The organism is Niabella terrae, from assembly GCF_054783135.1.
In genome coordinates this window covers 438,936-459,734 of sequence record NZ_BAAGRD010000001.1, presented here as the reverse complement: position 1 = coordinate 459,734, position 20,799 = coordinate 438,936, and the positions used below count along the sequence as shown (strand labels likewise).

20 protein-coding genes are annotated in these 20,799 nt (G+C 47.5%); 11 read left to right on the top strand and 9 right to left on the bottom strand.

Annotated elements, in window-relative coordinates:
• The first annotated feature begins 72 nt into the window (after window positions 1–72).
• The 8 genes from ACYVI9_RS02040 (at window position 73) to ACYVI9_RS02005 (ending at window position 6,255) form a co-directional block, all read left to right on the top strand.
• Entirely contained in the window at window positions 73–774 is a 702-nt protein-coding gene (locus tag ACYVI9_RS02040; RefSeq protein ID WP_460759964.1) for an SDR family oxidoreductase, read from the top strand.
• 45 nt (window positions 775–819) lie between these two features.
• Entirely contained in the window at window positions 820–2,274 is a 1,455-nt protein-coding gene (locus ACYVI9_RS02035; RefSeq protein WP_460759961.1) for a BatD family protein, read from the top strand.
• A 301-nt stretch (window positions 2,275–2,575) separates the two neighbouring features.
• Entirely contained in the window at window positions 2,576–3,088 is a 513-nt protein-coding gene (locus tag ACYVI9_RS02030) for a hypothetical protein (RefSeq protein WP_460759959.1), read from the top strand.
• Window positions 3,089–3,125: 37 nt separating this feature from the next.
• A complete protein-coding gene (locus ACYVI9_RS02025) occupies window positions 3,126–3,647 on the top strand; it encodes a phage tail protein (RefSeq protein WP_460759956.1) in 522 nt (173 codons plus the stop codon).
• Window positions 3,648–3,688: 41 nt separating this feature from the next.
• Window positions 3,689–4,219, top strand: a complete 531-nt coding sequence (locus ACYVI9_RS02020) for a phage tail protein (protein WP_460759953.1) — start codon at window positions 3,689–3,691, stop codon at window positions 4,217–4,219.
• 53 nt (window positions 4,220–4,272) lie between these two features.
• A complete protein-coding gene (locus ACYVI9_RS02015; RefSeq protein WP_460759950.1) occupies window positions 4,273–4,797 on the top strand; it encodes a phage tail protein in 525 nt (174 codons plus the stop codon).
• Between the two features lie 11 nt (window positions 4,798–4,808).
• A complete protein-coding gene (locus tag ACYVI9_RS02010; protein WP_460759947.1) occupies window positions 4,809–5,384 on the top strand; it encodes a leucine-rich repeat domain-containing protein in 576 nt (191 codons plus the stop codon).
• 49 nt (window positions 5,385–5,433) lie between these two features.
• Entirely contained in the window at window positions 5,434–6,255 is an 822-nt protein-coding gene (locus tag ACYVI9_RS02005; RefSeq protein WP_460759945.1) for a hypothetical protein, read from the top strand.
• Between the two features lie 181 nt (window positions 6,256–6,436).
• On the opposite strand, the gene ACYVI9_RS02000 is transcribed toward ACYVI9_RS02005, so the two are convergent.
• The 4 genes from ACYVI9_RS02000 to serS all read right to left on the bottom strand — a co-directional run bounded on the left by ACYVI9_RS02000 (window position 6,437) and on the right by serS (window position 10,910).
• Entirely contained in the window at window positions 6,437–7,678 is a 1,242-nt protein-coding gene (locus tag ACYVI9_RS02000; RefSeq protein WP_460759942.1) for a DUF1501 domain-containing protein, read from the bottom strand.
• Window positions 7,679–7,731: 53 nt separating this feature from the next.
• Window positions 7,732–9,183: a DUF1800 domain-containing protein gene (locus ACYVI9_RS01995; protein WP_460759939.1), complete on the bottom strand. Its 1,452-nt coding sequence runs from the start codon at window positions 9,181–9,183 to the stop codon at window positions 7,732–7,734.
• 156 nt (window positions 9,184–9,339) lie between these two features.
• A complete protein-coding gene (locus ACYVI9_RS01990) occupies window positions 9,340–9,624 on the bottom strand; it encodes a hypothetical protein (protein ID WP_460759937.1) in 285 nt (94 codons plus the stop codon).
• 11 nt (window positions 9,625–9,635) lie between these two features.
• Complete coding sequence (serS, locus tag ACYVI9_RS01985) at window positions 9,636–10,910, bottom strand: serine--tRNA ligase (RefSeq protein WP_460759934.1); 1,275 nt, start codon at window positions 10,908–10,910, stop codon at window positions 9,636–9,638.
• Between the two features lie 240 nt (window positions 10,911–11,150).
• Between serS and polA the strand changes: the two genes are divergently transcribed.
• Entirely contained in the window at window positions 11,151–13,970 is a 2,820-nt protein-coding gene (gene polA / locus ACYVI9_RS01980) for a DNA polymerase I (RefSeq protein ID WP_460759932.1), read from the top strand.
• A 52-nt stretch (window positions 13,971–14,022) separates the two neighbouring features.
• Window positions 14,023–14,676 (top strand): peptide deformylase, encoded by a 654-nt coding sequence (locus ACYVI9_RS01975; protein ID WP_460759930.1) that lies wholly within the window; start codon window positions 14,023–14,025, stop codon window positions 14,674–14,676.
• On the opposite strand, the gene ACYVI9_RS01970 is transcribed toward ACYVI9_RS01975, so the two are convergent.
• From ACYVI9_RS01970 to ACYVI9_RS01955, 4 genes are all read right to left on the bottom strand, one after another.
• Complete coding sequence (locus ACYVI9_RS01970; protein WP_460759927.1) at window positions 14,673–15,209, bottom strand: CvpA family protein; 537 nt, start codon at window positions 15,207–15,209, stop codon at window positions 14,673–14,675. The two genes, ACYVI9_RS01975 and ACYVI9_RS01970, sit on opposite strands and share 4 nt — an antisense overlap.
• Before the next feature lie 11 nt (window positions 15,210–15,220).
• The gene (locus ACYVI9_RS01965; RefSeq protein WP_460759924.1) at window positions 15,221–15,673 is read right to left on the bottom strand and encodes a GatB/YqeY domain-containing protein; all 453 of its coding nucleotides are present in this window, start codon (window positions 15,671–15,673) and stop codon (window positions 15,221–15,223) included.
• 261 nt (window positions 15,674–15,934) lie between these two features.
• Window positions 15,935–17,122, bottom strand: coding sequence for a pseudouridine synthase (locus ACYVI9_RS01960; RefSeq protein WP_460759921.1), 1,188 nt, complete (start codon window positions 17,120–17,122; stop codon window positions 15,935–15,937).
• A 168-nt stretch (window positions 17,123–17,290) separates the two neighbouring features.
• Window positions 17,291–17,692 (bottom strand): Spy/CpxP family protein refolding chaperone, encoded by a 402-nt coding sequence (locus tag ACYVI9_RS01955; RefSeq protein ID WP_460759918.1) that lies wholly within the window; start codon window positions 17,690–17,692, stop codon window positions 17,291–17,293.
• A 265-nt stretch (window positions 17,693–17,957) separates the two neighbouring features.
• On the opposite strand from ACYVI9_RS01955, the gene ACYVI9_RS01950 reads away from it, so the two are divergent.
• Window positions 17,958–20,300, top strand: a complete 2,343-nt coding sequence (locus tag ACYVI9_RS01950; RefSeq protein ID WP_460759915.1) for an ATP-dependent helicase — start codon at window positions 17,958–17,960, stop codon at window positions 20,298–20,300.
• 38 nt (window positions 20,301–20,338) lie between these two features.
• On the opposite strand, the gene ACYVI9_RS01945 is transcribed toward ACYVI9_RS01950, so the two are convergent.
• Window positions 20,339–20,695 carry a DUF2200 domain-containing protein gene (locus tag ACYVI9_RS01945; protein WP_460759913.1) on the bottom strand — a complete coding sequence of 119 codons (357 nt, stop codon included), beginning with the start codon at window positions 20,693–20,695 and terminating at the stop codon, window positions 20,339–20,341.
• Window positions 20,696–20,799: the final 104 nt, after the last annotated feature.

Here is a 20,799-nt window from a genome sequence, read left to right as displayed (position 1 = left end):
TGATGCAGATTATATAGATGAAATACAGAACTTTGCCGGCATGTTTATTGATTATCAGTAATTAGGAGTTTTATGAATTGTATTGCAATAACAGGCGCATCGAGAGGCATTGGATTTGCTATTGCGGAGCAATTTGCGCAACAAGGCTACCGGCTGCAGTTATGTTCCCGGAACGAACAGAAATTGTACCAAGCCGTTGAGCGGCTTCTGGCCGCTTATCCCGGAATCGATATCCGATCGCGGGCTTTTGATCTTGCGCTCGAAGATCAGGCCAAAGCCTTTGCATCCTGGAGTCTGCAGCAGGAATGTCCGGATGTATTGGTTAACAATACGGGGATTTACCGGCCGGGCAATATCAGTGATGAGGCCGAAGGCGTGCTGGATTTGCAACTCAGAACGAATTTGTACAGTGCTTATCATGTAACCCGGGGACTGCTGCCGGCTATGATCGCGCGGCAAAGCGGTCATATTTTCAATATCTGCTCTATTGCAGGATTGAAAGCCTATCCCGGTGGTGGCGCCTATAGCATCAGCAAGTTTGCGTTGAATGGATTCAGCATTAATCTCAGAGACGAGCTCCGGCCTCATGGCATCAAAGTAACAACCGTGTATCCGGGGGCGGTTATGACCGACTCCTGGGCGGGATTTGACAACAGTGAACATCGGATTATGGAGAAAGAGGATATCGGCGCCATGGTGTATGCAGCCTCCCGGTTATCACCGGGTGCCTGTGTTGAAGAAATCGTATTAAGACCCCAGCTGGGTGATTTGTAAGAAGCGGGCTGGTTCGGTAAGGGTTTAAAAAGAACTGATTTGGATATGAAAGAATTTCATGGTCGTTGCAGTAAATACAGGTCTTATTTTCTATCAGGCCTGATGGGCTTGCTGACAATCGTCCTGCTCCCTGTCAATGGTTTCGGACAGGACGCCAATTATGTAAGTCTGCCTGAGCGGATAAAGAGTAATGTTTTTCTAAAAGTAGATGCCAGCGCGACAGATTGTTATGTAGGCGAGCCGATCATTGTTACCTATCGTCTCTACAGCGCGATGAACTCTGAGTCTGTCGTTACCCGCAATCCTTCCTTCAGTGGTTTTGAAGTGAAGGACCTGCTGGGCGGCGACGCGTCACTCCCTTTCAGAGAGACGGTGGACGGCGTGGGATTTGATGTCCATGTAATAAAAAAACTGCAACTGACACCGCAACGTGCCGGCCGTTTAACCATCGGGTCGCTGTCGGTGCGCAATAATATACGACTTATTGACGCCAATGGCAATGAGGATCCGATCCTGAATGGTGTTCAGGAAGGGTATTCTCTAAATAATGGTTATTATGCGATTACCATCAACTCGGTGCCGATCCAGATCGATGTGGCCGCACTGCCGGGCTCGGCAACCCGGCCCGCCCAGTTTAGCGGACTGGTGGGAAATTTTAAAATGAATGTGCAATTGCCCAAACTGGTCTATGCTCCGGGCGAGCAGGGGCAACTGACCATCACCATCATCGGAGTCGGTGATTTCTCAAAGATTGTACAGCCCGAAATTGAATGGCCCCGTAAAACCGAAGTGTTTCCCGCGAAAGAATCCAGCGATATCAAAGCAGACGGAAGCGGCTATAAAGCCTATGTGATTCCTTTCATCATCAATGAGGAAGGGGCTTATAAAATTCCATCGATCAAATTTTCGTTTTTTGATGCGACCAGCAATCAGTACAAGACGATCACCAATATCCCCATTAATTTTCATGTCGTCAAAGAGGGAAAATCTACTGCGGCGATTTCACTGCCGCGGGCAACGCCTCCCGATCAACCTGCAGACAATATCTTATGGATCGGTCTGGCTGCTAGCGTAGGACTGCTGCTCCTGCTGTTTTGGTTGGTGAGGCGCGGCAGGAAATCCAGGAGGCGTCACTTGAACCCGGTACAAGGATCCGGAACGGTGGATGCGGCTCCGGTGATTGGGGTGCCTGTCGGTATGGAAACCTTATTGCGACCGGCGGCGGACCGGATTCATCATACCGGCAATGCCTTTTACAGTGCCTTAAAGCACGCGTTGGTACAGTTTTTTGAAACCAGGTATGCGCTCCCAGCTGCTATTTTCAATTCCGAAAGTCTCAGCCGTTCGATGAAGGATAATGGTATTTCAGCGGCTCAGCAAACGGAAATTTTATCACTGTTACAGGAAATCGAGATGCATATTTATAGTGGTGGCGGTCTTGATGCGGATAAAGAAACCCTGTTGGAACGGACCAGAAAACTGCTCCAACCATTGACTTGATTTTTTTCCTATATTTTACCCTGGGAAAAAATATTTTTGCTTTTTGTTTTTTGCAATAAAAAATGTTATACCTTCAACTTTCAAAATCAGAACGTTAGGTAGACTTCACACCCTCCCTGACTTGTTTGATGATGAAAAGATGCCCGATAACTCAGACGATTTAGTGCACCATAGATATTGCGGACCAAACTGACAAATTCTTGAATTAACGGCATAGGTGTAAGAAGTACTAGCCCTACTTCTACAGGATTCTAAACTAAAATCAATTTTGAAGGGTGTGGTTTAAAACAACACTGACATTATGAGCAGGCCAATTAAAAGCCGACGGGTATTTTTGAGTCAGCTGACAATGCTGACGGCTGCTGTTACACTTAGCGGGCAAACCTTTGCATCGATTTCCTCTAATGGAGCGATGGAAAATATTGAATTATTGTGGAAGCAGTTTTGCCAGCAGCACGGCGCTGTTGATTTTTCAGGCAAACTGTCACAAGAGAAGTCTATTGAGCCCTGTAAAAGTCACGAACATCGCAAGGGTCAGCAAGTCTGGTTTCCCGATCAGCAAATTGTCGCTGCTCCGGTCTGGATTTACTGGCCCAGTCAAAGAAATCGCCCTTCTGACCTGATTGTCAATTTTCACTCAGGACAGGATGAAGTGATAAGTATCAACCGATTTGAACTGGCACGTTTTACGCGTCAGAAGGATAAAGGTCAATCTCTAACGCTCCTTCAACTGATCGAACCCAGAAGAACAGGGCGGGATTTCTGGATGGCCAGTATAAGTAAAACTGCGTCTGGTCGACAGATTATTGCCTGACCATTATTGCCCTTTTGATCATATTTAAATTGTATTTATGGAACCATTTGTCGGCATGATCGCGATTTTCGGATTCAATTTTCCACCCAGTGGGTGGAGTACCTGTAGTGGACAATTAATTTCGATCGTCCAGAATACGGCATTATTTTCCCTGTTAGGAACTACGTATGGAGGGAATGGCCAAACAACATTTGCACTTCCCAACTTTTCCGGGCGGGTGGCCGTTGGACAGGGTCAGGGCCCCGGCTTGTCTAATTATTTTATAGGTCAGCAAACCGGTACAGAGAACCTGACTTTACTCTCTACCAATTTGCCGGCACATAATCATAGTGTTTCGGCCACGGCAGAATCAGGAGATAGTGCATCTCCGGCAGCTGCGTTTCCGGCCGGAACAGGTGTATTTGATAAAGACTACCGGGTGGCTCAGGGAACACAGGTAGTGATGCATAGCCAAATGACCGGCATGCAGGGGGCAAACCTGCCTTTCTCTGTAATTAATCCGGTGCTGGGCCTTAATGTGTGTATCGCCTTGCAGGGGATTTTTCCACCCAGATCATAAGTAAGCTGACGCCCATATGTTTTAACTTTAAAATTTTTCTTATGATTGATCCATTTCTGGGAATGATCGCCATCTTCGGTTTTGATTTTGCCCCTCGAGGCTGGGCAACCTGTAGCGGGCAGTTATTGGCGATTGTCCAAAACCAGGCCTTATTTGCCTTATTAGGCACCCAGTACGGGGGGAACGGCACGACAACTTTTGCCCTGCCTGATCTGAGAGGTAGAACGCCGGTGGGCGTTGGAACCGGTGCCGGGCTTACCCCTTATGCAGTTGGGGAGACCAGGGGTACAAGTACGGTGTCCCTAACGACAGGGAATATGCCCGCGCATAACCACCCTGTCATGGCCGTTTCCGAAACTGGCGATTCTGCGACGCCTGAAAATGCGTTTTGGTCGAATACAGGTTCCGCTGACCGGGAATATAAAGCCGCACCTTCGGGAGGAAGTATCGTAGCAATGAATGGCCAAATGCTAGGCTTTAATGGCGGCGGTCAGCCTGTCAGTATCATGCAGCCTTATGTGACAGTTAATTATTGCATTGCGTTGCAGGGTATTTTTCCTTCGCGGCAATAGAGGGACTTTATATTAGTTAGGCGTCAATGATTTAAAAAGTAAAAATTGATGATATGGAAACTTTAATTGGTATGATCGCCATGTTTGGCTTTAATTTTATACCACAGGGGTGGGTTTATTGCGATGGCAGACTTTTACCGATTGCCCAATACGAAACTTTGTTCAGTCTGATTGGCACCACATATGGAGGCGATGGGATCACAACTTTCGCGGTCCCTGATCTAAGGGGAAGAATCGCCATCGGACAGGGAACAGGGCCTGGTCAGCCCAATTATGTTGTTGGCCAGGCGGGTGGTGCCGAAACATCGACACTTACGATCAATAACCTGCCGAATCATAATCACACTATATTCGGCACCAGCGAGCAGGGTGACACGAATGCGCCTGCCGGGGCGTATCCTGCGAATTCACTTCAAATCGACAAGGAATATAAAACGGCACCAACTGAAAAGGTATTGATGAATAGCGGCGTGGTAGGTAACGGCGGAACTTCTCCACAGCCCTTTAGTGTATTGCAACCGCTGCTGACAATCAATTATTGTATCAGTTTATTTGGTATATATCCCTCTCGGAATTAAAGTACCGTTGTATGAATGAATCCAACTGGTGGAACAACCTGGAATCGCAATGGAAGCAGGCATTTGGAACTGTTTTCTTTAAAAACGGTAATACGCCGGGACCTGAAGAAATTCGGAACTTGCTGAACACGAAAGTTTTGAGACTGGCTGGCCCGCGGGCACCCTATCCGAATATGGGTTTTGAACTGAGTAATCTTAGCGGTATCCAGGATTTACAAAAACTGGAAATCCTGGTGGTGACCCACCACCAGTTACAATCTATCCAACCGCTTTCCTCCATGAAACACCTCAAATCACTGTTCCTTTTCAACAATCAGATCAGTAGCCTGAAAGGCATCGAAGACATGACGCATCTGGAACAACTATATGTACAGTACAATCGGATCGATTCGCTCAGGCCACTCAAAACACTTACCCGTTTAAAAGAGGTATATATTAACAATAACCATCTTGCCAGCCTGGACGGCCTTACAGAAGAACACTCAGAAAACCTGGTTCAGTTTTTTTGTAAGCCCAATGACAGACTGAAGCAGAAGGAAATCATTCATGCAGAAAACCAATTGGGTATCCGGTGCCGGTCACTGTAATACCGATGCTGGTTGGCAATATGAACGCATAAATAATAAAGTAAAAACAATGAAAAACTTATTCTTTTGTCTTCTGGGCCTGTTGTTACAATTTACTGTGGCCGCGCAGGAAATCACCGTATCAGGAGAATGTATCGAGGCCCCGGTGACCCTCACTCAGGCGGCGAGTCAAATCGACGGTAAGCCCTATTATGAAGGTACAGGCACGGTGGCCGGCTTTTCTAATATTTCGATTACCATTTTTTGGGACAATATTGAAGGAGCCTGGTTATTGGCGTATGATGGCCAGCCTTTTTTTGAAAGTGTGGCGGACACACCCAAACCGCCGGGAACGGCAAGTACGACTTTTACCTGGGATGTAGTGACAGCTGCAGTATGCACCAATCCCGCCCCACTGAGTGTCGTCGGTGATGTGGCCCTCTGGGTGCATTTTGGCGAAATCAGTGCCATTTTCAGAGATCAGCAGCTTCGAGTCAGCTGGGAATCACTCAAAGAACAAAATAACGACCATTTTGAAATTGAAGGATCCAAAGATGGAGTAACATTCACTTCATTAGCGACGGTAGCTTCCAAAGCGACCGATGGTAACAGTGATACACCCCTCAATTATGAATGGGTGTCGGGTAAGGCGACCGGGTATCTGTTTGCAGCATCCATGTTGATTGGCCTGGCAGCGTTTTGCGGACCGCGGAGACGACGTAAGCTGTTACTGCCGATGGCGCTGATCCTCGTATTTGTCGGTATAGGTGTTGGATGTAAAAAGAACAGCGGAGAAATCGAGGCACAGGGAGATTACTATATCAGAATTGCACAGTTTGATAAAGACGGAACAACCACTTATTCCAAAGTTATCAAAGTGGTTCGGGAATAAAGTTCTTACCATTAAGCCCTTTCAAAATGAAGGCCCACAGATCTAAGGATTTGAGGGCCTTTTACTTTGTTAGCTTGGTCCGTAACATTAATAGTCTAAAATTACGCGTAAAGCCGATCTGATAGCGTTAATAGGCATTGAAGCCCCTGTCGATTCTTTGATAGACTCTCTGGTATAAGGCTTAGACAAAGTCCAGGGTTTTGTAATCCGCCCCCAGAATTAGATTTGTATCTGCCTGTAACCAGTTTTTGAGAATGGTGGCATAGACCTCCTTAAAGTCTACTTTGTATTTCAGGTCTCCTTCATTCAAATCACCCAGGTCCGGCATCGCATTCAGGATACCTTTTTGTTTGAGGCCACCACTAATCAGAAACATATTGTTAGCGGTGCCATGATCGGTTCCGATGCTGGCATTTTGTGCCACGCGTCGACCAAATTCAGAAAAGGTGAACAATAATACATCATTTAAGCGACCGTTTTTTTTCAGATCATCAGTGAAAGCCTTGACGGCTTCGTTCATTTGGGTGAACAAGCGGTTTTGCTGGGCTTCCTGACCCACATGGGTATCAAAACTTCCCAGTGAAATATAATAGACCTTGGTATTGATATCAGAGAAAATTAGCGATGCAATGGTCTTAAATCCATTACCCAGCTGGGTGGAAGGATAGCTGGCCCCTGTGGGATGCAACCTGCTCTGTTTGTAAATATAATCCGCCGAGGACAGGGTCTGGGTCATGGTTTTATAGAGATAGTCCACGGGCGCTTCTTCATGGTGGTCGTGATCATGATTTTTCAGTACCTGCTTAAAGAATTTTTCATTCGAAGTGCCGTACAGCCTTCTGGGGTCTTTAAAAGCGATGGCATTCGCCTGTTCACCCTTCAGTGCCAGACTCAGCACATCGTCAATTTCCAGGGCCTGGGTGGGTCGGCTGCAACCGCTGCATTGGGCATCCAGGTAGCGGCCAATCCATCCGGTATTCCAATATTGATTGCTTTTACTGGCGGAGTGCCAGATGTCCATACTGCGGAAATGGGAACGATCCGGATTGGGGTATCCCACATTGTTGAGGATCGCCAGATGGCCCTCATCATACAGGTTTTTAAAATGTGTCAGGGCCGGATGCAGACTGACCTCATCAGTAAGCACCGCGGATTTGGGTCTTTTGATACCCAGTGCGGGTCTTAATTTATGATAAATATCATTTCTGACAGGAATGACCGTATTCAGGCCATCATTGCCGCCACTCAATTGCAGCACGACCACAACCTTATTGCCTGCAGGAACCAGGGCATTGGATTCAAAAGCTTTCAGAAACTTAGGCAGCATCAGGGAAGCCGCCGCCAGGGATCCGGTCTGTATAAAATCCCGGCGTTTGATGAATGGGCCGTTCCAGAAAGTACCAGGGTTTAATTTCTTGTTCATGAACTTGGGTTATAGTTTAAAAGTCCAGTTGCTTTTTCAATAATGATCTTCGATCAGCAAAGCTGGTATTCGGGGGTGCTCATCAGCTGAATCGTTGCTGATTTAATATAGCCCGGACGAGAACTGTTATCCGTATAATTCTTAATCAGGGCATCTATATTCGGGGAGGCTACAGACAGTAAATTATTTCTGATGGCCTGCAGCAATTCCTCGCGCTTGATATCATCGTATTGTTTCAAATAGGGCGCCCAGTTTATACTTGCTTCAATTGCGCCATATCTTTTTTTAGCGGGCCGGGCGGGAACCGCCGGGCTTCCTTCCCTGGTGCGGCCCATCATCAAATCATCATCCTGTTTGGGCGTCACATTCAACTCGTCTTTGTCATTGAACATTTGTGGTATCCGCAGGCGCATCATCAGGGTACTGCTGTCGATCCAGGCCTGCCCTCCCGGCCAGCCTGCCACATTGGGCGGGTAAAGTAACTGTTGTCCCAAAATTTTCTGCAGGTTGAACATGGCGTTTTCACGCTGTACTTCCATCGGAATCATTCGGTGGATGCCTGCAAGCAGTTCAATCGGTGATTTGATCAGGCCCCCGATATTTTTGGCATCGTAAAACCAATCGCTGGTAAAGATATCTTCCATAAGCCTGTTGATATCATAGCCGGAATCGTAAAAACGTTTCGCCAGCGATTGTATCAACGCCTCATCCGGATTTGTATGGACAAAAAAGCGGTAGATTTTCTGGGTAATGAAAAGTGCCGTCTGCCGTTGTTCCAGGATAATGTCCAACACATCATCCCCATTAAAATTTCCCTTTTTACCCAGTACCGTTTTTTCGCCCTCATCATGGAATTTTTCCCTGAAGATAAATTCGCCGTTTCTGTTGGCAGTCCATCCGGTAAATGCCCGGGCAGCCTCTTTAATGTCCGTTTCTGAATAGTGCCCCCGGCCCAAGGTGAAGAGTTCCATAACCTCTCTGGCGAAATTTTCATTGGGACGACCTTTTCGGTTTTGCTGATTGTTCAAGAAATAGAGCATGGAAGCCGCATGCGAAACTTCTTTAAGCAGGGTTCCAAAGTTCCCCAAACCATGTTTTCTGAAGACATGCAGCAACAGCTGATTGTAAAAAATATTTCGGTTGCGGCTCGCAAAATGGCCGTGCCAGAAAAAAGCCATTTTTTCTCGTAGCTGAGCCGGACTGCTGACGATTTCGCTGAACCATCGGGTGTTCAGGTCCCTGACGGCAGCCTGCTGCATCCGGTTCAATAAACGACGTTCTTCCGGGTCCGCCCGCCGCGACCGCTGACCGTAGGCATCATACAGGTCCGCCAGATCTTTGGGCACCACATTGATATAATCAGGTTGACGGGAAGAAGCTTTTCGCATTGATTTCCACAGCTTTTCGGGAGATAGCCGCTGCAGTTCGTCCAACTGTTTTGCGGCGGGTCCGAAGCCGGCGCGCCAAAGTAGATGTTTGTTTTTATCAGCGTTTGATACGATCATACAGAAAACTGTTTCATGGTTGACTGAATTTTTTCAATTAGGTTTAAATGGTGAAGCTAAAAGGAAAAGAGCACAGCGGCAGACGGAAATTTCATTCAAAAAAAATCCGGACATTTAAGCCCGGATTTTAGTATTCTTTCCTTTATTTTTTACCTTTTATTGTTTTGCGTTGGCTTTTACATATGCCAGGAGATCGGCGGTTTCTTCAGGACTTAGTCTGGCTTTTTTTGCCATCGTGTGCATCAGCTTCTCCTGTTCATCATAGGTGTGACGGGCCACGTGGGCCGTCTGGTCTTTATGACATTTGGTACATTTGGCTGAACTGATCAGTGCGCCACCTGCTTCGGCTGAACCTGCACCTGTTGGAGTACTGGTAACTTTGGGAGAACAGGCGATAACAAAAGTCGTGATGGCCACCAGGGCCGTAATAGTTTTCTTCATCGTTATTTCCTTTATTTTTTGATAGTTTCTCTTCCGAAGTATGAATGTAATGCTTTTGGAAGGATTATTTCATTTTCCTGTTGATTATTTTCCAAAAGACATGCCATAATTCTGGGTAACGCTAATGAGCTGCCATTCAATGAATGCAGGAGCCGCGTTTTGCCGTTATCATCCTTAAAGCGAATTTTCATCCTGTTGGTTTGATAGCTCTCAAAATTGGATGTAGAACTGACTTCCAGCCAACGCTGCTGGGCTGCACTATAAACTTCAAAATCATAGGTCAGGGCTGAAGTAAAGCTCATATCGCCTCCACAAAGCTTCAGTATCCGGTAGGGCAGTTCCAGGGAACCAAGCAGTTTTTCTACATGCGCTACCATTTCTTCTAAAGCTTCATAACTTTTTTCAGGGTCAGTTAACTGAACAATTTCTACTTTCTCGAACTGATGCACCCGGTTGAGTCCCCGTACATCCTTCCCGAAGCTTCCGGCTTCGCGTCGGAAACAGGGCGAATAGGCAGTCATCTTTACCGGTAAAGATGCCGCTTTGACGATGGTATCACGGTAGATATTCGTGACGGGAACCTCTGCGGTGGGAATCAGATAAAACTGATCGGCAGGCATATAGTACATCTGACCTTCCTTGTCAGGCAATTGGCCGGTGCCGTAAGCGGAAGCTTCATTAACCATAAAAGGCGGCAGGTATTCCGTGTAACCGGCCGCAATATTAAAATCGAGGAAATACTGTACCAGGCTGCGTTGCAACCGCGCTCCCGCCCCTTTGTACAGGGGGAAGCCCCTACCTGTAATTTTGGCGCCGGTTTCAAAATCTACCAGATCAAATTCTTTGATCAGGTCCCAGTGGGGTCGGGCTCCCTGTTGCAGCTGGGGGCGGTTGCCTCCTTCACGCACGACCACATTGTCTTCCGCTCCATGGCCCGCTGGTACTTCAGGTGCCGGCAGGTTGGGGATCAGCACCAATACCTCCTCCAACGTTTTTTCGGTATTTGCCAACGCTTCGATAATCGGTTGCAGTCCCGCTTTTAATGTAGCCACTTCCTGTTTTTTTGCAGCAATGGCCGCCTGATCTCCTTTTGTAACCAAACCTGCTATTTCTTTGGACGCACTGTTGACCAAAGCCTGATTGGTATCAAAGTCCAGTTGTAATTTCTTGCGGCGGTCATCTAGCTCTACTGCCTTGTCAACGAGTTCGAGTGCTGTAAAATTTTTAACAACTAAACGATCCTTCGCTTCCTGCACATTCTGCCTGATCACATTTATTTGTAACATATCATTGGTTTTGCGCAAAAATATAACCATCAATGCAGTATCGTCCAAATTTTTGAAGCCCGGCGACCCAATAAGGGCGGTAGTCCGGCGGATTGACCTGTCCGGCCGCCATTTTCTTCCCACCAAAACCCCGTTTCCAGAACGGGGTGCTTTATCTATTCCCAGGTTCAGGTTGAGGGATTTAAATTTTTCATTCTTCCGACTGCCGCTTACCTTAGCGTGATGGAAAAAAAGTTGTTTTTGTTAGATGCTTATGCCCTGGTATTCCGGGCTTATTATGCCCTGATTCGAAGTCCCCGGATTACCAGTAAGAATAAGAATACAAACGCGCAGTTCGGATTTACCAATACCTTGGTAGAACTGCTAAACAAACAACAGCCTACCCATATGGCGGTATGTTTTGACACCCATGCCCCAACCGAAAGACATATTGATTATTCGGCCTATAAGGCCAACCGGCAGGAGACACCGGAAGATATCTTAATAGCCGTTCCAGACATTAAACGTATCATAAAAGGGTTCAATATACCCTGTATTGAAACGGACGGTTACGAAGCCGATGATGTCATCGGCACCCTGGCCCAACAGGCAGAAGCGGTCGGATATGAAGTTTTTATGGTCACGCCCGACAAAGACTATGGTCAGCTGGTGACCGATAAAATAAAAATATATAAACCAGGCTATCAGGGAGGCGAAGTGCAGATTATGGGTCCCGAGGAAGTTTGTGAAAAATGGAATATTCAACGGGTGGATCAGGTCATAGATGTGCTGGGCCTGATGGGTGATGCCGTGGATAATATACCGGGTATCGCCGGTGTAGGTGAGAAGACAGCGGCCAAGCTGCTGGCCCAGTACGATAACCTTGAGAATGTGGTGGCTCATGCGGAAGAAATTAAGGGCGCGCTGGGCCGCAAAGTCGTGGAGGGTAAGGACCTGGCATTGCTGTCCAAAAAACTGGCTACGATTATCACAGATGCACCGGTTCAGTTTCATGAGCAGGATTTTGAAGTAAAAGATTGGGACTGGGCTGCCCTGACGGAAATTTTTGGGGAACTGGAATTCCGGACCCTGGCCCGGCGGTTATTGGGCGATAGTCCGGATGGCCCGGCACCAGCCACCGCTGATAAGCAGCCGGCTGCCAAAGGCGTACAGATCGATTTATTCGGAAATGTCATCGAGCCATCCGCATTGCTGGCGCCGGCCGCGGCCGGCGGCGATCCGGCCGCCCTGCTAACCCTGAAAACCATTCAGGATACCGCGCATCAGTATATAGCGGTCAGCGGGGACCAGGAAATAGCCAAACTCCTCGAAAAACTTGCAGCGCATGATGAGATCTGCTTTGATACCGAAACGACCGGTATTGATGCCAATCTTGCGGAACTCGTTGGGATGAGTTTTGCCGTTACAGCGGGCGAAGCCTTCTGGGTACCCTGTCCTCCTGATCAGGATGCCACCGCAGGATTACTGAAACAGTTTCGCCCGCTTTTCGAGGACCCCTCCAAAACCTGGATTGGGCAGAACCTGAAATATGACCTGCTGATTATGAAATGGCAGGGGATCGAAATCAAAGGGCAACTTTTTGACACCATGCTGGCGCATTATGTCATCGATCCGGATGGGAAAAGGGGTATGGACCAGCTCAGTGAAAAATACCTGGGTTACGAACCGATTCCCATTGAATCCCTGATCGGTAAAAAAGGCAAGCAACAGGGAACGATGCGGGATGTGGAACCAGAGAAAATTACGGATTATGCAGCTGAGGATGCGGATATTACGCTGCAGCTCAAAGAGATATTTCACCCGATGCTGAAAGATAAGGAAGTGGAGCGGGTATTCAGGGAGGTAGAGAATCCATTGGTTCCGGTACTTACTGATATGGAATATGAAGGGGTGAAAATTGACGAGACTTTTCTGAACGCCTATTCCCGGGAACTCGAGAAAGATGCGGCCGCGGCAGAGAAAAAAGTTTTTGAAATCGCCGGTGTCCGTTTTAACCTGGCGTCGCCGAGACAACTGGGAGAAGTGTTATTTGACAAGTTGAAACTGGAAACATCGGCCAGAAAAACCAAAACCGGTCAGTATCAGACCGGTGAAGATGTTCTTCAGAAACTGGCCGCCAAGGGCCATCATATTGCCGAAGAGATTTTGAATTTCCGGGAGTTGACCAAGCTGAAATCCACCTACGTGGATGCCCTGCCGCAACTGATCAATCCGCGCACCGGCCGGGTACATACAACCTATGGTCAGGCAGTGGCTGTTACCGGCCGTCTGGCGAGCAACAATCCCAACCTGCAGAATATTCCGGTCAGGACTGATCGGGGCAAGGAGATCAGAAAAGCCTTTATACCAAGGGCGGAAAACTATGTTCTGTTATCTGCGGATTATTCCCAAATTGAACTGCGGATTGTAGCTGCCATGAGTGGTGATACCAACATGGTGAAAGCATTTCAGAGCGGTGAGGATATCCATACTGCAACAGCGGCTCAGGTTTTCGGTGTTCCGGTTTCAGAAGTTACCCGGGAAATGCGTTATAAAGCCAAGAGCGTGAATTTTGGCATTATTTACGGTCAGGGCGCATTTGGGCTGGCAGACAACCTGGGAATTTCCCGGACAGAAGCAAAAGCTATTATTGACAGTTATAAGAAAGAGTTCAGTGGTATCCAACAGTATATGGATGCTTCCATAAATTTTGCCCGGGAAAATGGTTATGTGCAGACCCTGATGGGTCGCAAACGTTGGTTGAAAGACATAAATTCCAATAATTTTACGGTACGGGGCTTTGCGGAACGTAATGCGATTAATTCCCCGATCCAGGGTACCGCCGCCGATATGATCAAACTCGCCATGCAAAAGGTACACGCGGCCATGAAAAAGGCGGGCCTGAAAAGCAGGATGATCCTGCAGGTTCATGATGAGTTGATTTTTGATGCACTGATGGACGAAGTCGATGAATTGAAACCGCTGATACTGGAGCATATGCAGGCCGCACTGCCCCTGCCCAATGCCGTACCGGTAATTGCGGAATGCGGCCAGGGTGCCAATTGGCTGGAGGCACATTAGCAGATCCGCGCTGCTTACCGTCGAATTCCTGATTTTTCTCAAAATGCGCTGTATGACGAAGTTTATCATTTTTATTACCGGGTCCTTATTATTGGCGAATATGGTGGGGGGACAGGGGTTTTCTGCCGCCGAACAGCAGTTTATTTTGTCGGGGGACACCAGCAAGGCCCTGCGGGTGATACCGCTGGCTGAACCGGCAGGGGCCAAGGCTTTGCGTAGCCTGTCAGCAGCAATTTCCTGGCAGGACCCCTTACTGCCCGTCCTGAAAAGCCGGATGCTGAAAGCCGTGCTGGACAGCAATAATCGCGGCGTGGGTATTGCCGCTCCACAGGTAGGCATTAACCGCAACCTGATCTGGGTCCAGCGATATGATAAGCCAGGCCAGCCGTTTCAGTTTTTCATCAATCCCCGGATTATCTGGGGTTCTGACCTGCTGACCCGAGGTGGTGAAGGCGATCTGTCATTTGAAGGATATGGAGAGGTCCTGCGCCATTATCTGATTGGCATTTCTTATACAGACGAGAAGAGTGGTGCGCAACAGGAAGAGATTTTAGAAGGATTTACTGCGGTTATTTTCCAGCATGAGACCGATCATTTATTTGGCAAATTATTTACCGACCGGATTAAGGAACAGCAGGCAACAAAATACAGGTCGTTCGAATCCCCCAGATCAAGTGGCTTTTACAGCCGAGTAAGTCTTGATTAAACTGCCTGGGCCGCCACTCCTTCAAAAAATAATTCCAGCTGACCGAAGAGGTCTTTAAACACCGGGATGATTTTTCCCAGGCCGTCAATTCCAAAACGACCCAGGGCACTTACATAAGGATAGCTCATGGAACGGGTCATGGATTTTTCCGAAATCAGTCCCAATTGCCCGAGATAGAACAGCAGAATTCCCCAGACAGTCAGGTTTACAGCGATGTAAAGCAACATGCCGCCCAGCTTGTTCAGTCCTCCCAGCATAATCTTTTCGGAGAACCCCTGCACCAGGCGCGAGAGTCCTCTTATCAGAAAAACGACCAGACCGAAGACCAGAATAAAGGCCAGAAAGGGCATCCATTTCCCAGAAACCTGTAAGGAGCTGCTGAGGTGATCTGCGACCACTGCAGAAAGTTTCATGGCTGCTGCCAGACCGATAATCAGTGCCAGGTACGAAGCGACCCCTACAATCAGGCCGTTCCGATAGCCCTTGATCAGGGCCATCACGACGAGCACGGCGGTTATACAATCAACAATCAAAATTTTCGGGGTTAAGAAGCCAGGAGTTCTTTAACCAGAGTGGAGATGGTTTTCCCATCTGCTTTTCCGGCCAGCGCCTTGCTGGCCGCGCCCATAACTTTCCCCATATCTGCCGCTGAGGTGGCACCGGTATCTGCGATAATCTGCTGCAAAGCGGCTTTTAGTTCCTCTGCAGATAGGGGCGCCGGTAAATATTTTTCAATAATGGCGATTTCTGCGGATTCTTTCTCCGCCAGATCCGGACGATTCTGGGTCTGGTAAATTTCCAGCGAATCTTTGCGTTGTTTTACAAGTTTTTGGAGAAGTTTAATCTCATCATCTTCTGAGAGGCTGTCTTTGGCGCCTGATGCCGTCTTTGCCAGGAGTATGGCGGCTTTAACCGCCCGAAGACTGGTTAATGCTGTGGCGTCCTTGGCCAGCATTGCCGTTTTGATATCGGAATTAATCGTTTGTTCTAATGACATCTTTGTACTTATTTATAAAAATTTGCGTAAAACCCATCGGTCTTTAGCTGATGGCATGTAAGCGACAAAAGTATTGATTTTTGCAACAAAAGTAGATTTGTAATGTCAGCATCAACCGAAATCTCCTTAGGGACTCGCACGTAAAGGTATGGAGTGACAAAGACTTACAACCTTTTCGGGGCTTAAGTAAGTTGCTAACACCTGTGATGCTAAACAATCTTTAATTGCCTGGAAGTTCACCGGATTATTTATACTATTTATTTATTTCGCCGATCGGGGTCTGCGACTGCTTGCATTGGAAGGCGCGGACCGCCCGGTTTTGACTGCTGATCGGGTCCCTGGCCGCGCTGCCCCACCTGGCGTCTTAGCAGTCGTCCCGCCGGATCTTTTTTTCGGCCGAAAGGATGGCGTGCCGACAACAGGTTCTTTCGCCGGGGTCCGGGTAGTTTCAGCTGTTTTAGGAGGTTGGGTGCGCCGGTTTTTAGTACCTGTCTGACCTGCCTGACTGGCCTTCCTGGCTGTATTGCCAGCGCCCGGTTTACCGCCCTTGCCAAAATATTTCAGGGCACGGACTTCTTTTTCATTCAGAAACCGGTATTTGCCCCGTTCAATATTCTTTTTGGTGAGGCCGGCAAACATGACCCGGTCCAGGTTTTTTACGTCGTAACCTAGGTGTTCAAATATACGGCGTACAATCCGGTTGCGCCCCGAGTGAATCTCTACACCCAGCTGGGTCTTATCCTTGAGATCACTATAGGCCAGTACATCCACCGGTGCAGGTCCGTCCTCCAGGACTACCCCCTTCAGAATTTTATCAAAATCGTTTTTCTCAAGTGGTTTGTTAAGGGTGACTGCGTAAATCTTTTTCACCTGACTGCTGGGATGTGTCAACTGCTGGGCCAGGTCGCCATCATTGGTAATGAGCAGTACGCCGGAAGTGTTTCTGTCCAGTCGACCTACCGGATAAACCCTTTCGGTCGTGGCTTTTTTAATGATGTCCAGTACGGTTTTTCTTTTCTGAGGGTCATCGGTTGTGGTAATATAATCTTTGGGTTTGTTCAGCAGGATATATACCAGGTTTTTGGTAATGGATACTTTTTTCCCATTTGCAGTCACCTGATCGCCGGGCGCCATTTTATAACCAGGTTCCAGAATGGCCTTTCCATTGACTTTCACCTTGCCTTCGCGGATCAGTTCGGCAGCATCCCTGCGGCTACAGATGCCGCCGTGTGCCAGGTATTTATTCAGTGGCATTTGCTCGAGGGTCGGTTGTTCGCGGGGTATTTGTACCGCTGCCTGTTGCCGGGCGGCTGCTTCCTGTCGCTGTTGATCAAAAAAAGCAGCCCTTTGCTTTTTATATTGGCGTTTTTCCTGTTTAAATGCTTCTTTTATTGCGGCATTGCTCTTTTTATGGGCAAATTTTTCAAACCGGGGGTCTGTCTTTTTCATTTTTTAATGATTTGGGGGTTCTGGAAACGGAACCGGTCTCTGAGAAGACTTTTCCGGCCAGCGCCTTGCTGTTTTTCAACAGTAGCCAGCAAAGATAAACATTGGCCCAAACAAAAGCCACTTTACGATGAAAGTGGCTTTTGGCAGAATTTTCTTAACCTGAAAGAATCAATTGTTATTGGCCGATCTTCGGTTGCCCCGCTGACCTCTCTCTTTGGCTCTTTCTTTACGCATGGCTTTCCATTTTTCCTTTTGTTCAGGTGTGAGCAGCGACTCCATATGGGTTCTGCCAGCCTTCATCAATTCCATTCTTTTTTCTCTTTTTTGATCATCACTCAGCGACGCATCGTCCCGGATGGCATCCATTTTCTTTTTCTGCTCTTCGTTATAAGCCTTAACCTTATCTTTCTGGTCCTGAGTCAGGTTCAGGCTTTCGTAAGGGTTACCCCGGCCATCCCTGCGGGCCCTTTGTTCTTTTTTTTCCTTCGTGGGAGGAGGGGCATCCTGGGCATAACTGGCGGAGACCGTAAACAGAGCCAGCCCGACGGCAATTAAAACTGTTTTTTTCATACTTTTTTCTTTTTTTTATTAATAATCAGGGCAGGGACGACCTTCTATGATTGAAGATCTTCCTTTCTGCCGGATCCTGCTTACAGGCGGGGTCCTTTTCTTAGATGTGCTTGCTGCGAGAATCCTGCTGTTTTTAGATGTTAAATTTTTTAAGGACCGCTCTTTGGACGCATTCCAGTGGAAAGGGTTTAACGGCTAAAGGGCGGTCTGGTACAAATTTTACACAAAACTTTTTAGGCTATCCGGCACTTCGTACCTTGCGGCCATGCAGGATTACTTGAAAGGACTAAACGAACGGCAACGGGAAGCCGTATTACATATCAATGGACCCATAATGATTATCGCAGGGGCGGGCAGCGGAAAAACCAAGGTATTGACCACCCGCATCGCCCATCTGATGGCCAGTGGTGTCGATGCCTTTAATATTCTGGCCCTGACCTTTACCAACAAGGCGGCCAAAGAGATGAAGGAACGGGTCACCCATATTCTGGGCAATAACGAAGCCAGGAATTTATATATCGGAACCTTCCACAGTGTCTTTGCCCGGATTTTAAGGGCCGAAGCGCATAAACTGGGCTATCCGAACAATTTTACCATCTACGATACCGATGACGCCAAAAGTGTGGTAAAAACCGTCATCCATGAAATGCAACTCGATGACAAGCATTATAAGCCCAATACCATCTACAACCGGATATCCGGGGCCAAAAATGCACTGGTGAGTCCACAGGATTACGCCAATGATTACCATATTCAGCAGGAAGACCTGCGCGCCAATCGACCCGCCATAGCCAGGATTTACGATGCGTATTGTAAGCGTTGTTTTAAGAACGGGGCCATGGACTTCGATGATTTGCTGCTCAAGTTTTATGAACTACTGAAAAATTTCCCGGAGTCGCTCAGCAAATACCAGCATAAGTTCCGGTACATAATGATCGACGAGTACCAGGATACTAACCCGGCACAATACGAAGTCATCAAACTGTTGGGTGCGATGCATGAAAATGTCTGCGTGGTGGGTGATGATGCCCAAAGTATCTATAGCTTCCGGGGGGCGACGATACAGAATATATTGCAGTTTCAGAAAGATTATGATGACGTGAAACTGGTTAAACTGGAACAGAATTACCGGAGCACCCAAAGTATCATCCATATCGCCAACGAAGTGATCAGTAAAAATAAAGGGCAGATACCCAAAGTGCTGTTTACTGAGAATGCTGAAGGTGAGAAAATCAGGATCGTTAAGACAATGTCGGATAACGAAGAAGGAAAGTTCGTGGCCGATACCATTCAGGAACAAAAGCTGAGGAATCATTTTCAGAACCGGGATTTTGCCATATTATACCGTACCAATGCCCAGAGCCGGGCATTTGAAGAATCTCTGAGAAGAATGAGCATTCCATATACGATGTATGGCGGTGTCAGTTTCTATCAACGTAAGGAGATCAAAGATCTGGTTGCTTACCTGCGGGTGATCATCAACAACCGGGATGAAGAAGCGCTGAAGCGGATTATTAATTATCCTACGCGAGGAATCGGCAAAACTACGGTGGATAAGATCATATTGCTGGCCAATACCCAGAACAAGACCATGTGGCAGATTCTGGAAGAGGCTTCCGTTCATGGATTCAGATCGGGTACCCTGGCGGTCATCAACGATTTTGTAACGATGATCCGCAGTTTTGCCAGCATGCTGGAAAAGCAGAATGCCTATGAACTGGCATTTCATGTGGGCAAACAGACCAACCTGGTTAAAGAACTCTTTAACGATAAGAGTACTGAAGGCTTACAACGTTATGAGAATATCCAGGAGCTGCTGAACTCTATCAAGGAATGGGTGGAATCACCCGATAATGACGAAGGGGAAGTAGTGGACAAAACCCTGGGCGCTTATCTGCAGCAAATTACCCTGCTGACTGATGCTGATGAAAAGGACCCCGATGCTGATACCGTGAAGCTCATGACGATACATGCCGCCAAAGGCCTGGAATTTCAGTGCGTTTTTGCAGCCGGTCTGGAAGAAATGCTGTTTCCGAATGCCATGAGTATCAATACCCGCGAAGAACTCGAAGAAGAGCGTCGTTTGTTCTATGTGGTCGTAACCCGTGCAAAAAAGAAATTATGGATCAGCTATGCCAATACCCGGTACAAATTCGGTCAGCTGGTTCAGAATGAACCCAGTCGGTTTATCGCGGAGTTGCCCGAATCCCATCTGGACCGCAGTTTCGCCGGCGGTGGTACCCGCCTCAACAGTTCCTTCGGCGCCGGAGGCAGTGCATTTGAAAGGATGAATGGCGGATGGGGGGCTAAGGCAGCCACTGACGCAGAGAAAAAGTATGGTCCCCCTCCCGGGAAAAAGACCGCTCCGGCCTACCTGCCCGCGAAAACGGAAGCTCAGGTCAAAGATCATACCCCCACCCCGGGTTTCACTGCCAGTGAAATATCCGAATTGGCGGTAGGACAGAAAGTCGAACATCAGAAATTCGGATTTGGTGAGATCCTGAAAATGGAGGGAGCCAGTCACAACCCCATGGCCGTAATCCGGTTTCAAGAAAATGGTGAGAAAAAAATTCTACTCAATTACGCCCGGCTTAGAATCGTAATTTAAGGACGTGAATCGCAACCGCCTGACATCTCTGTGGCGCATCAGTTTCTCAGAATTTTTTCCATGGCCCGGCCCTTGGCTAATTCGTCGACCAGTTTATCCATATACCGGATTTGCTGCATGAGTGGATCTTCGATATCCTCTATCCGATAACCACAGATCATGCCCGTGATTTTGGAACTGTTCGGATGTATCAGAGGCGCTTGTCCGAGAAAATCCCGAAGGGTCGTCTTTTTATCAATCTGTTGCTGCAGGCCTTGAGGCGTATAACCGGTAAGCCAACAAAGAACGGTGTCCAGTTCTTCTTTGGTCCGGTCTTTTTTGGTAATTTTCTGAATATACAGGGGATAAAGACCTGCAAATGACATATTGAATACTCTTTCATAATTCTTCTGCATTGCATCTGAATTTTAGTATGGTGATTCTTGATGTTAAATGTACAACAAATGCGTTTTAGCCAGTCCAAATGTGTTCATCACCTCTTAAAAAATAACGTTTAAAA

Coding starts and splice junctions, on each gene's coding strand:
- ACYVI9_RS02040 (WP_460759964.1), top strand. CDS start 73: ATGAATTGTATTGCAATAACAGGCGCATCGAGAGGCATTGGATTTGCT.
- ACYVI9_RS02035 (WP_460759961.1), top strand. CDS start 820: ATGAAAGAATTTCATGGTCGTTGCAGTAAATACAGGTCTTATTTTCTA.
- ACYVI9_RS02030 (WP_460759959.1), top strand. CDS start 2,576: ATGAGCAGGCCAATTAAAAGCCGACGGGTATTTTTGAGTCAGCTGACA.
- ACYVI9_RS02025 (WP_460759956.1), top strand. CDS start 3,126: ATGGAACCATTTGTCGGCATGATCGCGATTTTCGGATTCAATTTTCCA.
- ACYVI9_RS02020 (WP_460759953.1), top strand. CDS start 3,689: ATGATTGATCCATTTCTGGGAATGATCGCCATCTTCGGTTTTGATTTT.
- ACYVI9_RS02015 (WP_460759950.1), top strand. CDS start 4,273: ATGGAAACTTTAATTGGTATGATCGCCATGTTTGGCTTTAATTTTATA.
- ACYVI9_RS02010 (WP_460759947.1), top strand. CDS start 4,809: ATGAATGAATCCAACTGGTGGAACAACCTGGAATCGCAATGGAAGCAG.
- ACYVI9_RS02005 (WP_460759945.1), top strand. CDS start 5,434: ATGAAAAACTTATTCTTTTGTCTTCTGGGCCTGTTGTTACAATTTACT.
- ACYVI9_RS02000 (WP_460759942.1), bottom strand. CDS start 7,678: ATGAACAAGAAATTAAACCCTGGTACTTTCTGGAACGGCCCATTCATC.
- ACYVI9_RS01995 (WP_460759939.1), bottom strand. CDS start 9,183: ATGATCGTATCAAACGCTGATAAAAACAAACATCTACTTTGGCGCGCC.
- ACYVI9_RS01990 (WP_460759937.1), bottom strand. CDS start 9,624: ATGAAGAAAACTATTACGGCCCTGGTGGCCATCACGACTTTTGTTATC.
- serS (WP_460759934.1), bottom strand. CDS start 10,910: ATGTTACAAATAAATGTGATCAGGCAGAATGTGCAGGAAGCGAAGGAT.
- ACYVI9_RS01975 (WP_460759930.1), top strand. CDS start 14,023: ATGACGAAGTTTATCATTTTTATTACCGGGTCCTTATTATTGGCGAAT.
- ACYVI9_RS01965 (WP_460759924.1), bottom strand. CDS start 15,673: ATGTCATTAGAACAAACGATTAATTCCGATATCAAAACGGCAATGCTG.
- ACYVI9_RS01960 (WP_460759921.1), bottom strand. CDS start 17,122: ATGAAAAAGACAGACCCCCGGTTTGAAAAATTTGCCCATAAAAAGAGC.
- ACYVI9_RS01955 (WP_460759918.1), bottom strand. CDS start 17,692: ATGAAAAAAACAGTTTTAATTGCCGTCGGGCTGGCTCTGTTTACGGTC.
- ACYVI9_RS01950 (WP_460759915.1), top strand. CDS start 17,958: ATGCAGGATTACTTGAAAGGACTAAACGAACGGCAACGGGAAGCCGTA.
- ACYVI9_RS01945 (WP_460759913.1), bottom strand. CDS start 20,695: ATGCAGAAGAATTATGAAAGAGTATTCAATATGTCATTTGCAGGTCTT.